This window comes from Proteus sp. G4415 (assembly GCF_963896075.1).
GTDB lineage: Bacteria > Pseudomonadota > Gammaproteobacteria > Enterobacterales > Enterobacteriaceae > Proteus > Proteus mirabilis.
In genome coordinates, this window is record NZ_CAWQOK010000096.1 from 1 (window position 1) to 14,392 (window position 14,392).

The 14,392-nt window shown below is 38.1% G+C and carries 16 protein-coding genes; 5 read left to right on the forward strand and 11 right to left on the reverse strand.

The annotated features are described in order from the left end of the window. On the reverse strand, window positions 1-366 hold a 366-nt coding region (locus AACU95_RS11310), incomplete at its 3' end, for an OsmC family protein (RefSeq protein WP_161737065.1). Window positions 367-678: 312 nt separating this feature from the next. Between AACU95_RS11310 and crp the strand changes: the two genes are divergently transcribed. After that, entirely contained in the window at window positions 679-1,311 is a 633-nt protein-coding gene (crp, locus tag AACU95_RS11315) for a cAMP-activated global transcriptional regulator CRP (protein WP_004246872.1), read from the forward strand. Window positions 1,312-1,398: 87 nt separating this feature from the next. Here crp and AACU95_RS11320 read toward each other — a convergent pair whose 3' ends face one another. The 3 genes from AACU95_RS11320 to ppiA all read right to left on the reverse strand — a co-directional run bounded on the left by AACU95_RS11320 (window position 1,399) and on the right by ppiA (window position 4,254). Next, complete coding sequence (locus AACU95_RS11320; RefSeq protein WP_074561558.1) at window positions 1,399-2,616, reverse strand: aspartate aminotransferase family protein; 1,218 nt, start codon at window positions 2,614-2,616, stop codon at window positions 1,399-1,401. A gap of 117 nt (window positions 2,617-2,733) precedes the next feature. Beyond that, complete coding sequence (locus tag AACU95_RS11325; RefSeq protein ID WP_004246870.1) at window positions 2,734-3,309, reverse strand: aminodeoxychorismate synthase component II; 576 nt, start codon at window positions 3,307-3,309, stop codon at window positions 2,734-2,736. A gap of 372 nt (window positions 3,310-3,681) precedes the next feature. Further along, window positions 3,682-4,254: a peptidylprolyl isomerase A gene (gene ppiA, locus AACU95_RS11330; protein ID WP_004246869.1), complete on the reverse strand. Its 573-nt coding sequence runs from the start codon at window positions 4,252-4,254 to the stop codon at window positions 3,682-3,684. Window positions 4,255-4,528: 274 nt separating this feature from the next. Between ppiA and yihA the strand changes: the two genes are divergently transcribed. Continuing rightward, on the forward strand, window positions 4,529-5,152 hold the full coding sequence (yihA, locus tag AACU95_RS11335) for a ribosome biogenesis GTP-binding protein YihA/YsxC (protein WP_004249106.1): 624 nt from the start codon (window positions 4,529-4,531) through the stop codon (window positions 5,150-5,152). Between the two features lie 124 nt (window positions 5,153-5,276). Here yihA and AACU95_RS17945 read toward each other — a convergent pair whose 3' ends face one another. Next, entirely contained in the window at window positions 5,277-5,324 is a 48-nt protein-coding gene (locus AACU95_RS17945) for a hypothetical protein (RefSeq protein ID WP_438361642.1), read from the reverse strand. A gap of 286 nt (window positions 5,325-5,610) precedes the next feature. Between AACU95_RS17945 and def the strand changes: the two genes are divergently transcribed. Next, window positions 5,611-6,129, forward strand: coding sequence for a peptide deformylase (gene def, locus AACU95_RS11340; RefSeq protein ID WP_004246867.1), 519 nt, complete (start codon window positions 5,611-5,613; stop codon window positions 6,127-6,129). Between the two features lie 221 nt (window positions 6,130-6,350). Here the strand turns inward: def and polA are convergent, their stop codons facing one another. From polA to AACU95_RS11365, 5 genes are all read right to left on the reverse strand, one after another. Continuing rightward, on the reverse strand, window positions 6,351-9,149 hold the full coding sequence (gene polA / locus AACU95_RS11345) for a DNA polymerase I (protein ID WP_161737066.1): 2,799 nt from the start codon (window positions 9,147-9,149) through the stop codon (window positions 6,351-6,353). A 323-nt stretch (window positions 9,150-9,472) separates the two neighbouring features. Further along, window positions 9,473-9,871 carry a SemiSWEET family transporter gene (locus AACU95_RS11350; protein ID WP_004246864.1) on the reverse strand — a complete coding sequence of 133 codons (399 nt, stop codon included), beginning with the start codon at window positions 9,869-9,871 and terminating at the stop codon, window positions 9,473-9,475. Between the two features lie 680 nt (window positions 9,872-10,551). Beyond that, window positions 10,552-11,175, reverse strand: a complete 624-nt coding sequence (dsbA, locus tag AACU95_RS11355) for a thiol:disulfide interchange protein DsbA (RefSeq protein WP_004246863.1) — start codon at window positions 11,173-11,175, stop codon at window positions 10,552-10,554. A 20-nt stretch (window positions 11,176-11,195) separates the two neighbouring features. Then, window positions 11,196-12,191 carry a serine/threonine protein kinase gene (locus tag AACU95_RS11360; protein WP_004246862.1) on the reverse strand — a complete coding sequence of 332 codons (996 nt, stop codon included), beginning with the start codon at window positions 12,189-12,191 and terminating at the stop codon, window positions 11,196-11,198. Between the two features lie 14 nt (window positions 12,192-12,205). Next, complete coding sequence (locus AACU95_RS11365) at window positions 12,206-12,475, reverse strand: YihD family protein (protein WP_004246861.1); 270 nt, start codon at window positions 12,473-12,475, stop codon at window positions 12,206-12,208. 218 nt (window positions 12,476-12,693) lie between these two features. Here AACU95_RS11365 and mobA point away from each other — a divergent pair, with 218 nt between their 5' ends. Together mobA and mobB are read left to right on the forward strand one after the other, a co-directional pair. Continuing rightward, complete coding sequence (gene mobA / locus AACU95_RS11370) at window positions 12,694-13,278, forward strand: molybdenum cofactor guanylyltransferase MobA (protein WP_004246859.1); 585 nt, start codon at window positions 12,694-12,696, stop codon at window positions 13,276-13,278. Window positions 13,279-13,289: 11 nt separating this feature from the next. Further along, window positions 13,290-13,808 (forward strand): molybdopterin-guanine dinucleotide biosynthesis protein MobB, encoded by a 519-nt coding sequence (mobB, locus tag AACU95_RS11375; protein ID WP_004246857.1) that lies wholly within the window; start codon window positions 13,290-13,292, stop codon window positions 13,806-13,808. Window positions 13,809-13,894: 86 nt separating this feature from the next. Here mobB and AACU95_RS11380 read toward each other — a convergent pair whose 3' ends face one another. Continuing rightward, window positions 13,895-14,392 carry a RidA family protein gene (locus tag AACU95_RS11380; RefSeq protein ID WP_004246856.1) on the reverse strand — a complete coding sequence of 166 codons (498 nt, stop codon included), beginning with the start codon at window positions 14,390-14,392 and terminating at the stop codon, window positions 13,895-13,897.

The following is a 14,392-nucleotide window of genomic DNA, read 5'->3' on the forward strand; positions in this document are numbered from 1 at the left end:
CGCTTTTCCTAACATTAAAGAAACAGAGCAATATTTTTCTGCTGATAATTGTACAGCTCGCTCAACAATTTTATCTGTCAACGCTTTGCCGGAAACAATGAAATGTAAATTAATATCGGTAAATAAACGAGGTGCCTCTTCACGACGTTTTGATGTTAATTTCACTTCACAATCAGTGACTTGGTGGCGACCTTTACGTAAGATACTCACCACATCAATAGCACTACAACCACCCGCAGCAATTAATACCATTTCCATCGGACTAGGCGCTTTATCACCTGAATTACCATCCATCATAACTTGATGACCGGAAGATGATTCGCCAACAAAAGATAAATCTTCAACCCATTTAACACGTGCTTCCATTTTATTTTTCCCCTAAATACAACTAAGACTAAAAGAGTACATTCTCATAATTCAACTAGCAATTAGCAAATAGGTTTATTATGCTGACTGCGTAAAACGAGACTTAATGCGTTAACTGTGTTAAAAACAATATCTGCTTGATGATAGTGGTTAAGATCAATGCATTATTTTCTCATTTATTATAATCTATTCCTTATTAACTTTCCGAATTCTCAGGAAGTTAATCGGTAAAGATAGGATTTTAAGCACGCTGTATCAAAAGGGTGTCAATCCGTTTTGAAAGGCTGCATTAACGTACAGAGGATAACGCGAATGGTTCTCGGCAAGCCGCAAACAGACCCGACTCTTGAATGGTTTTTGTCACACTGCCATATTCACAAATATCCATCCAAGAGCACGCTGATCCACCAAGGTGAAAAAGCGGAAACACTTTATTATATTGTTAAAGGTTCCGTGGCTGTTCTTATTAAAGATGAAGAAGGAAAAGAGATGATCCTTTCCTACCTAAATCAAGGTGACTTCATCGGTGAACTTGGATTATTTGAAGAAGATCAAGAACGTAGTGCATGGGTTAGAGCAAAAACAGCCTGTGAAGTAGCAGAAATTTCCTATAAAAAATTCCGCCAATTAATTCAGGTCAATCCTGACATTCTGATGCGCCTTTCCGCTCAAATGGCGAATAGATTACAAACCACATCAGAAAAAGTAGGTAACCTTGCTTTCCTTGATGTAACAGGTCGTATTGCACAAACTTTATTAAATTTAGCTAAACAACCTGATGCAATGACGCATCCTGATGGCATGCAAATTAAAATTACACGTCAGGAAATCGGTCAAATTGTAGGTTGTTCACGTGAAACTGTAGGCCGTATTTTAAAAATGCTGGAAGATCAAAACCTCATTTCAGCACACGGTAAAACTATCGTTGTTTACGGTACTCGTTAAGTTGCATTGAAAACAGCCCATTTAACTGATGGACAGTGATTATTTTGTATGAAGCCCCATCGCAATGATGGGGTTTTACATTTGAATTCACTCTGCTTTTACAAACTCATCAAGCGCTTTTCGTAACGCATTCATGCCCTCTTGTAACTCTTCGAGGGTAATAATCAGCGATGGTGTAAAGCGTATTACATCAGCCCCGGCATTTAACATCATTAAGCCATGCTTAGAGGCCAGTGCAAGTAACTCTTTTGCTTTACCTGCATACAGTGGTGCTAACTGCGCGCCAATTAATAAGCCTTGTCCACGAATTTGGGAAAATACAGCATAAGTTTGGTTTATCGCCTGCAATTCATCCACTATCCAACGATGACGCTCACTGACACCTTCTAATACCGCCTGAGTGTTGATTAAATCAAAAGCAGCATTGCCTACTGCACAGGCTAATGGGTTCCCCCCATAAGTCGTACCATGTGTTCCTACCCCCATTACCGAAGCGATATCCTCGGTGGTTAACATCGCACTGAGAGGAAAACCACTACCTAATGCTTTGGCACTGGTAATAATATCGGGCTGTATATCATAGTGCATATAAGCAAATAGTTTGCCGGTTCGCCCCATACCCGTTTGTACTTCATCAAGAATTAATAGCGCTTGATGCTTATCACATAGTGTACGTAAGCCATGCATAAACTCCGCTGTCGCCGGTGTCACTCCGCCCTCACCTTGGATAGGCTCCAGTATTACGGCACAAGTATGAGAGTCAATCACGGCTTTTACAGCATCAAGAGAGTTAAAAGGGACATGTATAATATCCGCAGGTTTAGGACCAAAACCATCCGCATATTTAGGTTGTCCCCCAACAGAGACTGTAAAAAATGTTCTACCATGAAAGGCGTGGTGGAAGGCAATTATCTTCGTTTTATAAGGATTATGACGGGTAATAGCGTAATGTCGTGCTAATTTAAGTGCGGCTTCATTCGCTTCTGCCCCAGAATTGGCAAAAAAGACACGCTCAGCAAAAGTATGTTGGATTAATTTCTGAGCTAAACATAATGCCGGCTCATTAGTAAACACATTACTTACATGCCAAAGCTTCTCACTTTGCTCTTGCAGTGCTTTATTCAATAGTGGATGCGCATGCCCAAGCGCTAGAACAGCAATACCACCAGCAAAATCAATATAGGATTTTCCCTGTTGATCCCAAACACGGCTACCTTGCCCTTTAACAGGAATAAAATCTGCTGGTGAATAAATTGGCAACATTACCTGATCGTAAGTTGCCCGATTAATACGTTGATTTATCATTACCCCACCTGACCGACATTTAGCTATACAATGAAAATATAATCACTAAATATGAATAAAAAATCAAATAAGGTTTAATATAAAAGTGGATAATGACGCTAAATTTTCATTATCCAATTAATATTTAAGAAAATTATTTAATAACTCATGCCCTTGTTCACTCAGAATACTTTCAGGATGAAATTGCACACCTTCAATGGGTAAAGTACGATGACGTATCCCCATAATTTCATCAACATTCCCGTCATGTTGGCTCCATGCTGTAACCTCAAAAGGGACAGGCAAGGTTGTCGCATCAATCACTAAAGAGTGATAACGGGTAACGCTTAAAGGTCGATTAAGCCCTTTAAACACCCCTTGCTGATTATGGTGTATTAATGAATTTTTGCCATGCATCACTTCACGGGCTCTGATAACGGATGCACCAAAAGCTTGCCCAATCGCCTGATGACCAAGGCAAACACCTAAAATAGGTATTTCCCCGGCAAATCGCTGTATCGCCTCAAGAGAGATCCCTGCTTCATCTGGCGTGCAAGGTCCCGGAGAGATAACAAGATGTGATGGCATCATCTTTTCGATCTCTTTAAGCCCAATCTCATCATTACGTTTAACAACAACCTCCGCCCCCAGTTCACAAAAATACTGGTAAAGGTTGTAGGTAAACGAGTCGTAATTATCAATAAGTAACAGCATATTAGCTTATCCGACTGATTTTATTATCATTATCTGTTTTAATGCTATTTTGAAACCGTTATATCCCTGACAAAATAGCTCGTTATTCAACCGACCTGGATACAACGAAGCCGATTATCATAGCACAGGTGTAAAATATAAATAGTAAGTAAGAAAAGCTGTTGATTTATTGCGCAATAACAATAATGACGGTGATTATTCATCAATTAAGAGATAAATAAAGCAAACAAGCGCGGTACTAGAAGATCATATGTCAAAAACAAAGATCAGAAATAATTTTTTTGATCGACAATATCCAGAATGTGAGAACGCATTCTGGATATCTGTTCATTGACTGGCTTAGGCTAGAGAAGTGTCTAACCTAATCACCCATTATTCTTTAACCACCTCAGCGGATAAAATCGTCACGGTTTTAACGGGTACATTTTGGTAAGGACCAATATTGCGGGTTTGCACTTGTGAAATTTTATCGACAACATCCATGCCTTTCACTACTTTACCAAACACCGCATAACCAAAATCACGTTGACCATGATCTAAAAAGGCATTATCAGCAACATTAATAAAGAATTGGCTTGTGGCACTGTCTTTATCTGATGTACGAGCCATTGCAATGGTGCCTTTTAAGTTACGTAAGCCATTATCAGCCTCATTCTTAATCGGCTCTCGTGTCTGCTTTTGTTGCAAATCTGCCGTAAATCCCCCACCTTGGATCATAAATCCGGGGATCACTCGATGAAAAGTGGTCCCGTTATAGTAACCATCTTCGACATACTGAATAAAATTTTTCGTTGTGATAGGGGCTTTTTTATTATCCAGTGACAGTTCAATATTGCCTTCAGATGTGACTAATTTAACAAAGGTCTCTCCCGTTGCAGCCATTGCAAGGCTTGTTGTTGTCAAGGTGCAAGCGGTAACGAGAGTGACAAAAAAACGTTTTAACATGCAGGGATCCTTTACTTTAATAGTCTACAACTTACTTAATATGCAGCGATTTTAATTCGCTGGGGCAAATAGTGCCAATCATTTACCTTTATTTACGCACAATAAACGCATTTACATCATAACAGGGTAAATTTTCATGTTTAATTACTGTTATAAGTCGCTAAATTACGCCAAAATAGAGGGAATAGTTAATTAATCGATTTTCGATTCTCTATGCAAAACTCATCTTAGTATGCATGAGGAAGCGCATTATTTCAGAGAGGCTTATACCATAATGACCCAATTTAATTACCAAAAAGCACATTTCATTATCAGTGCACCTGATATCCGCCATTTACCACCAGATACAGGAATTGAAATTGCCTTTGCGGGTCGTTCTAATGCGGGTAAATCCAGTGCATTAAATGCACTAACGCAACAAAATGGATTGGCAAGAACCAGTAAAACACCCGGTCGTACTCAACTTATCAATCTGTTTCAAATTGAGGAAGGACGACGTTTAGTCGATTTACCTGGCTACGGATATGCTCAAGTCCCCGAAGAGATGAAACGCAAATGGCAACGCTCTTTAGGTGAATACCTGCAAAAAAGAGAGTGCTTAAAAGGAGTTGTTATTTTAATGGATATCCGTCATCCATTAAAAGATCTCGATATGCAGATGATTGATTGGGCGGTGGATTCAGAGCTTCCGACTCTCGTCTTGCTCACTAAAGCGGATAAATTAGCATCAGGGGCGCGTAAAAAGCAGTTAATGGCGGTACAAAATGCACTGTCAGAAAAATCAGGTGATATACGTGTTGAGTGTTTTTCTTCTTTGAAAAAAATAGGCATTGATAAATTACGTAATACCTTAAATGAGTGGTTTACTGATACTAACGAACCAGAGACAGAAGCTTAACTCGCTATCCGCTTTACTAGGGGAAAATATGGCTTCCCCTTCCATTCTTAGCATTAATCACTCGTGCAAATTTTAGATAAAAAAATGCCCCAGTCGAAATAAAGTCGACTGGGGCAGCTAATATTCAGCTAAATCCGATTACGTGAAGTAAAAGGTCTGAAAGATAGAACATCTTACCTCTGTACCCTACAAGAGATAATGTACTCTATTTTTTTGGCTAATAAAAGCCCTTTTGTAATTTTTTTTCACATGCAAACACGATTCAGCTTGATGTTCATGTATTCAAATGCTCAATAAATGTAGTTTAATTACATATTTATGAGATCTAAATCACCTGTAAAAAGTGCTTAAAAATAAAACAAATCACACAAAATGTGCGGTTTATACAGACTAATTTTGTGATAGGCTTATCGCGAGACCGTAATAAATTTGTAAATTAGCGATAAAATGAGGTATTCATGGCTGTATTAACGCTACTGCATTTTCCTGATGAGCGACTACGCAAAGTTGCTACACCTGTGGAAAAAGTAGATGACGAAATACGCACATTAATCGATGACATGATTGAAACCATGTACGCAGAAAGAGGAATTGGCTTAGCGGCTCCTCAGGTTAATGTCTCTAAACGTATTGTCGTTATTGATGTTTCTGAAAATAGAGATCAACCCATTGCTCTTATTAACCCAGAAATTATCAGTACTGAAGATGAAATAATGGATATGATGGATGGTTGTCTTTCTATCCCAGACTCTTTTGCTCCCACACAACGCTTTCGCTACTTAAAAGTCAAAGCACTAGATAGAAATGGTGATGAAATCGAGCTAGAAGCAGCCGATCTCTTTGCTGGCTGTATTCAACATGAGCTAGATCACCTCAATGGTAAACTATTTATAGACCATTTATCGCCGTTAAAACGTCAACGTATCGAGAAAAAACAGAAAAAATTAAGCAAACTCAACAGCACCCAAGTTGCTTAATGGAATGTATTTAACTTTTGATATTGTTAATACTAATGACTTTTATAGTGTAAGCTCAGTCAAACAACTGGGCTTTTTATTTTTTATCCCCCCACACTTCCTATTGCCCCTTCCCAAGCTTTAAATATAGCAAAGCGGGAAAACCTTATGGCTATCCCGCTTAAATTCATCAGTTAAAAAACCATACTGATATCTATTATAAACAAAGTGTTATCTCGTCATTAATGGGCTTCATCCCAGTTATTACCGACTCCGACTTCGACTTTCAGTGGAATAGCAAGCTCCATGCTACTTTCCATGAGTTTATGGATCATCGCATTTGCTTTTTCTAAATATGACTCTCGTACCTCAAACACTAATTCATCGTGTACCTGCATAATCATATGTACATCATCAGGGCATTCATGACAGATCCAATTATCCACCGCAATCATTGCTTTTTTAATGATATCGGCTGCCGTTCCCTGCATAGGTGCGTTAATCGCTTCACGCTCTGATGCTTTACGTCGGATCGCATTTTTAGAGTTAATCTCTGGCAGATATAAACGGCGTCCATCTAACGTTTCCACATAGCCTTGCTGTGACGCTTGTTTACGGGTACGCTCCATATAATCTAATACCCCTGGATAACGTTCAAAATAGAGATCCATATATCGCTGTGCTTCTTTTCGTTCAACACCAATCTGCTGTGATAAACCAAATGCGCTCATACCATAAATAAGACCAAAGTTGATCGCTTTCGCACTACGACGTTGTTCTGAGGTGACTTCGTCTAAAGGTATACCAAACACTTCAGATGCAGTAGCTCGGTGAATATCTTTCCCTTGAGCAAAAGCATCAAGCAAACCTTTATCTTGCGATAAATGCGCCATAATACGTAATTCGATTTGAGAATAGTCGGCAGCAACTATTTTAAAACCATCACGGGCAATAAACGCTTGGCGAATACGACGCCCCTCTTCATTTCTTACTGGAATATTTTGCAGATTAGGATCACGAGAAGATAAACGTCCTGTCGCAGTCACCGCCTGATGATATGAAGTATGCACCCGCTTAGTTTTACTATTGACCATCAACGGCAATTTATCCGTATAAGTCGATTTTAATTTTGCCAATCCACGATGTTCTAAAATTAAACGAGGTAACTCATGACTATGCGCTAACGCTTCTAACACTTCTTCATTTGTTGAAGGGGCACCTTTTGGCGTTTTCTTGATAATAGGAAGATTGAGTTTTTCAAATAAAATCTCTTGTAATTGCTTAGGCGAAGAGAGATTAAATTCTTGCCCTGCTAACGCGAATGTCTCTTTTTCAATCTCAGCTAAACGTTGAGTGATTTCTTGGGATTGCATGGCAAGCACTTGTGCGTCAATCAATACGCCCTTACGCTCCATGCGTGAAAGCACAGGGACTAATGGCATCTCAATATCGTGATAAACGTGTTTTAGCGGTGCAATCGCCTCTATTTGAGGATAAAGCGCTTGATGCAGTAACAAGGTAATATCAGCATCTTCCGCTGCATATAAGGTCGCTTGTTCAACCTCAATCTGATTAAAGGTAAGTTGCCCCTTACCTTTACCAGCAATCTCTTCAAATGTCGTCGTTTTATGATTTAAATGCTTTTCCGCTAAGGTATCCATATCATGGCGGCTACTCACACTATTTAAGACATAAGACTCCAACATGGTATCAAAATAAATACCGTTTAATTCGATGCCTTCATTTTCCATAATGCCGCGGTCGAATTTCAGGTTTTGCCCAATTTTTAAGATGGTTTTATCTTCTAAAATCGGTTTTAAAGCAGTTAGTACCTCATCAACAGGTAATTGCTCTGGTGCATCTAGATAATCATGACGCAATGGAATATAAGCGGCCTTGCCAGGCTCTACCGCAAATGACAGACCGATTAAACGTGCATCAATATTATTCAAGCTATCTGTTTCAGCATCAAAAGCAAAGGCGGGCGCTTTTTTCAGTACCTCAACCCAGCGCATTAAGCTTTCATGAGTCAATATAGACTCATAGTTCTCTTGAGAGATAACCGGGAAATTGTCTGCAGCTGGCTGCTCTTTGGGTGTTGCGACTTCTGCACTATAGGGGACTGGCGCTTTACGGCTACTGCGTTGAGCTAACCAACCACCATTTTGTAAGTCACTTATCCAGCGTTTAAATTCATAACGCGTAAACATTTCAAGTAACTTATCTAAATTAGGTTCATTAACCACTAAGTCATCAAAGGTTTTATCAAGCGCTACATCTGTTTTAATTGTCGCTAATTGATAAGAAAGTTTGGCAACTTTCTCATGTTCAACCATTTTAGCGCCAAGTGTTTTCGCACCTCGGAAACTCAATGTGGCTATTTTATCAAGCTGTTGATAAATATCCTCTAAGCTACCAAGTCCTTGCAATAGCCCTAATGCTGTTTTTTCACCCACCCCCGGAACACCGGGAATATTATCTGATGAGTCACCCATCAGGGCGAGAAAGTCGATAATCAACTCCGGTGGCACCCCATATTTTTCTTTAACTTCATCGGGGCCTAAAATAACATTCGTCATCGTGTTGATAAGTGTGATATTGGGCGTAACTAGCTGTGCCATATCTTTATCACCGGTACTGATTAACACATTACGACCATCACTGGCTGCTTTTAATGCCAATGTGCCAATCACATCATCAGCTTCGACGCCAGTAATAGAAAGTAACGGTAAGCCCATAGCTTGAACCATTTCATGCAAAGGCTCAATCTGCTCACGCAGATCATCTGGCATTGGTGGGCGATTAGATTTATATTCCTCATACAACTCATCACGGAATGTTTTGCCTTTAGCATCAAACACAACCGCCACATGACTAGGCTTATACTGAATTATTAGGCTGCGTAGCATGTTTAACACACCATACATCGCCCCTGTGGGTTCACCTTTGCTATTAGTTAGCGGAGGAAAAGCATGATAGGCACGATAAAGGTATGAAGAGCCATCTACAAGGATAAAGGGGTTTTCTGCTATCTGGACCATAATCTGTTCATCATTGTTCTGAGGTTCATTGATATGACTAGAATGCCACATTGCAACGCAATAGACGAATATTACCTGAGATTATTGACAAACTTCTTATCACGATAGACAGATATAATTATCGGTTAGTCACCGACAATCATTGATTCGAATAAATCAAGCAGATCAATTTTATCTTAATAAAAAGACGATAAATATTATTCGTTTTTATACAAAATAATGACTAAAAATAATATAGAAACACCTCAATAATATATGGTTATTTATATTCTCTATATTATTTTTAATAAAATACGGTAATAAAACACGGTATAGTTAATTAATTAAATAATTGCAGTAAGGCAAGCAATAGTACCAAATAGAATACCGGGAGCATTAGCAATCGCAACGGGATATTCTTTACTTTTCACACCATAATAAGTCCATAATAAACAGTTTATGGCTGCAACAAAAGGCTGAAATGGGCTAGTTTTAATGCCATTAAGATTGTCCATTATTTGTGGAATATAAGAGACATACATACCACAGGCAGTGACTGTTGCAATCCAACTGACTAATGTGACAATATTAATTTCATTTAGCGTGGCGAGTTTCTGTTTAATTTTCCTCATTAATTTATTTATTGGGTTATTCGCTAATCTAATTCCACGATAAGGAACAAGGCTTGTTGAGGTAGATTCATCGAGTAAAGTAAGATTTTCAGGATCTGTTTCGTTTTGCATCACGCCTCCTACTGTTATTTATCCAATATATAAGAATGAATTTTTTATATTGGATAATAAATATAACTATTACCAGTTCTAGCATAAGTAAAAGAATATTGTCAAATAAGCAAAATGGGAGAATAAAGCAGTTAAATTAAATGCTAAATAATCATTATTAACATAAAATCTACATTTTTCATTATTCTAAGAGGTTAGCTATTTAACATTTCCAAACACTAAGCAATTACACTTAGCATCGAAAAATAATAAACTAAAATATAACAAGTTATTGCTTCTTTACCTAAAAAAATTAGCGCAACACAACCATAAACAAGGAACCAAAAGAGTCAGTTCGTTAATATTGATTTACAGTAATATTACAGACTATTTCCCTGACATTACATTGTTTGTATTATTCATGAATATCCTGTGGATAACTCTGTGAGTATTTTTGTAACCCTATCTATATTAAGTGATTAAGTCTATTTTCACTTTATTAACATAATTAAAAAATCAATGACTTACGATGCATTACTAATTATATTGAATTAATTAGATATACATCAATTAATGTGGATAGTTATATTATGAAGGAAATATGAAGAATAAAAAAATGGCACTCACAAACAGTGGGTGCCATTTTTATCTAACATTGGTAGCTATTTCTACTTATCTATCAATTAGCAATAATTGATCAATTATTTTTTCATCAGTAATTGATTGACGACATCAGAATAAGCTTTTGCATACTCTTCTGGTGATTTAGCACTAATGCCATCATTTTTCATTTTATATTTACCATCAATAACCATTGCCGGTACACCATTAATTTGGAAATCAGTTACCGCATTTTGTTGTTGGCTTACCAATGAGTTAACCACAAAACTATTAATTGCTGCATCATAATCTTCCGCTTTTACCCCTGCATTAATAAAGGTAGTGCGAATATCATCAACAGAGCGAATAGATTGTGTTTCTTGTATTCCTTTAAATAAGGCTGGAGAGACTTGGTCTTCAACACCTAATGCAATAGCAACCGCCCATGCACGGGTCATCTCTTTACCTAACGGCCCTAAGAAGTCAACGTGGTAACGAGCCATTTTGGTGTTTTCTGGTACATTTTTTTCAACTGTGCTATTGACCTTATACACTTCAGAAAACTGATAGCAATGAGGGCAATAAAAAGAGAAAAATTCAACCACTTGTGGAGCACCTGCAACAGGCTTAGAAAGATTTGTATACTGCTTACCTTCAGAAATATCGGCAGCTGAAACACCAAATGCTAACACCATACTTGCTAACGCCAGCCAAATTTTTTTCATTTCGTATTATCTCCTAAAAATTAATACATTGGGCTAAGTTGTAAAGGTGGCTCATTTAATTGCTCCACTTGCCCTTTAAATAAAGCGAGTTGTTTAAACCAAAAGTCTTGCTCTTGAAACCAAACAAAGGTTCTTGGAAAAGCAGGATCCTTCCAGCGCTTTAATACCCATGCGATATAATGCACCATTCTCATCGCACGTAGAGGTTCAATTAATGATAGTTCTCTCACATCAAAATCTTGATATTCATTATAAGACTCAAGCAATGTATCTAGCTGTATAAGCTGATCTTGCTTTGAGCCACTTAATAACATCCAAAAATCTTGAATTGCACTTCCCATACGAGAATCATCAAAATCAACCATAACGACTTCATCACGCCACAATATATTGCCGGGATGACAATCCCCATGTAGTCGTAATTTTTTCCATGTTGAGTCTGATAATTTAGGACTCACTTCATGAATAATTTTATCAATAGCATCAATAAATTGAGATTTTAATTGCGTTGGAACTAAATCACTTTGTTCAAATTCTAATTTTGGCGCGACCAAATAGTCCGCAACAGACAGTGTCGGCCGATATTGATAGCTCTTTTTTCTACCTATTTGGTGAATACGTCCTAATGTCCGCCCCACCTCTTCAAGCTGAAATAGATTATCAGTTTCATATGCTCTTCCCCCAATACTTGGGAATAATGCAAAATAAAACCCTTCATTAGAAAGATGAACTGTTTCGCCTTTTACCTCGATAGGCGCTGCGACAGAAACCTGTGCCTCTTTTAGCGCTAAAACAAATTCATGTTCTTCTTTTATTTGTGAATAGCTCCAACGTTGAGGACGATAAAATTTCACCACATAACGTTGTTTGTGCTCATCCATAAACTGAAAAACACGATTTTCGTAGCTGTTTAATTCCGTCAGCCCTGAATCAGGATAAAACCCAATATTAATTAGCGCATCCCAAATACTATCGGGAGACAATCCTTGAAAATTAAATGAGGCAGATATGGCCATGTCCTATCCTGAAATTAATCTTTAATCACACCGCGAGCACGTAAAATAGCTGTTTTGAAATCTTCTTCATAATCTTTCTTCAGCCCAGGAATAACATCTGTGGGTGCGGTATTGCGCATTTTTAGATGATAGATCAAAATATCATCAGTTAGATCAGCAAGTTGACCTTTAAAACCTGCTTCATCCGCCAGTTTCTGTAATAATTGAACTAAGTTTAAATCAGAATGCTCTTCCCATACTGGGTGCAATAATTCCATCACTTCATTAAGACGGTGACATTTCATACAAAAAATCCTTATTATTAAAATAACAACAAAGTACCAAGTATTCTCTAAGAGAAAAAGACAACCTCTGTCAATCTGCGTAAATATTACGCTTTTTTTAAAAAATTGCTGTTGCTTTACATGTAACCAGAATAAGTTCGTGCTTTCTATTACTATATCGTCTTTACTTGATAAGTATTGTTCGCAATTTTTCGCAAACTCATTCACAAATATTGACTATGAAAAACCAGAATATCACAGGCGGTATACTCGCCGGTGGCCAAGCTACTAGAATGGGAGGCGCTGATAAAGGGCTTCAACTCTTACATGGGCTACCTTTATACCTCCATATTGCCCAAAAGTTATCACCACAGGTTGCCTCTATTCTGATTAGTGCAAACCGTAATCTGGAACGCTATCGCCAAAGCCAGTATCCTGTTATCACCGATGAAACCAGTGATTTTTCCGGTCCTTTAGCTGGAATGCTGGCATTATTAAAACAAGCTCAAACCCCTTGGGTTGTGTTTGTTCCTTGTGATGTCCCCTATTTTCCTAGCAACTTGGTTGAAACGCTCTATCGTCACAAAGGGGATGCCTTAGCCGTCTATGCCGACGATGGGCAGCGAGAGCATCCAACACTGGCACTGTTAAATCGTTGTCTTATTCCAACACTTGAGGCTTATCTCGCTCAAGGTGACCGTAAATTAATGCTATTTATGCGCCAAATCGCCGCTAAACCGGTTTTATTTGCTAATCAGGCCGCAGCCTTTATTAATTTAAACACACCTGAAGATATAGCAAACGCCAATCACATAGCAAAATAGGAGCTCATAAGATGACACAAAATCAGTTACCGCTATTAGGGATCACCGCTTGGAGTGGTACAGGTAAAACAACCTTACTAAAAAAACTTATTCCTTTGTTGCGTAACAGAAACATTCGGGTTGGTATGATAAAACATACCCATCATGATATGGATGTCGATAAACCAGGCAAAGACAGCTATGAACTTAGAAAAGCTGGAGCCGAACAAACATTAGTCGCTAGTCAACAACGTTGGGCATTAATGACCGAAACCCCTGATTTAGCTGAGCTGGATTTGTACTATCTCGCTTCTCGTTTTGATGCAAGTAAACTCGATATGATTTTAGTGGAAGGTTTCAAAACAGAGGCTATCCCTAAAATTGCACTTTACCGCCATATCAATGAGCGAAGTGTTAATGAGTTACTGGATGAACATGTGATTGCACTAGCTAGTGATAGTGATTTAGACACATCCCTCCCACTGCTAGATATTAATTCGCCAGAAGCTATTGCTGATTTTATTATTCAGTGGCTAACGGAAAAAAAATAGCCATAAAAAACGCTAAAGAAAGTTGCCCTTCTCTAGCGTTTTATAAAATTGGTTTACCTTAAAATAAGGTAAAATACAGGGTGTCTTTATTTAGCAGGACGAACTGCAATCACTTCAATTTCTACACGCCATGCTGGATTAGCCAACTTAGCCACTTGGAATGCTGAACGTGCTGGTAATTGATTGGTTTTTGAAGCGTCATAGAACTTAGAATAACCGTTCATAAAGCCTTTAAAATCCATAGTGCCGTTATTCTCTTCACCACCAACTAAGAATACTTGCATCTTAACCACGTCTTTCATATCAAGACCAAGGTTATTCAGGTTAGTTTTGATTTGTTCTAAAACATTAATAGTTTGCTCTTCGGTATTACCGTAAGAAGCTAATTCACCTTCTGGTGCATCTGCGGATTTCTTAGTAGGCACTTTACCACTTAAGAAAACCAGATTATTACCTGCGTTAATTTCAACTGCTTCTGAAATAGGCATACCGTCTAATTTATGATGCACAACATTCTCCGCTGCATTTGCACTTGCTACACCGAACACGAAAGGTAAAGCAACAAGTAGACTTTTATAGCGCAT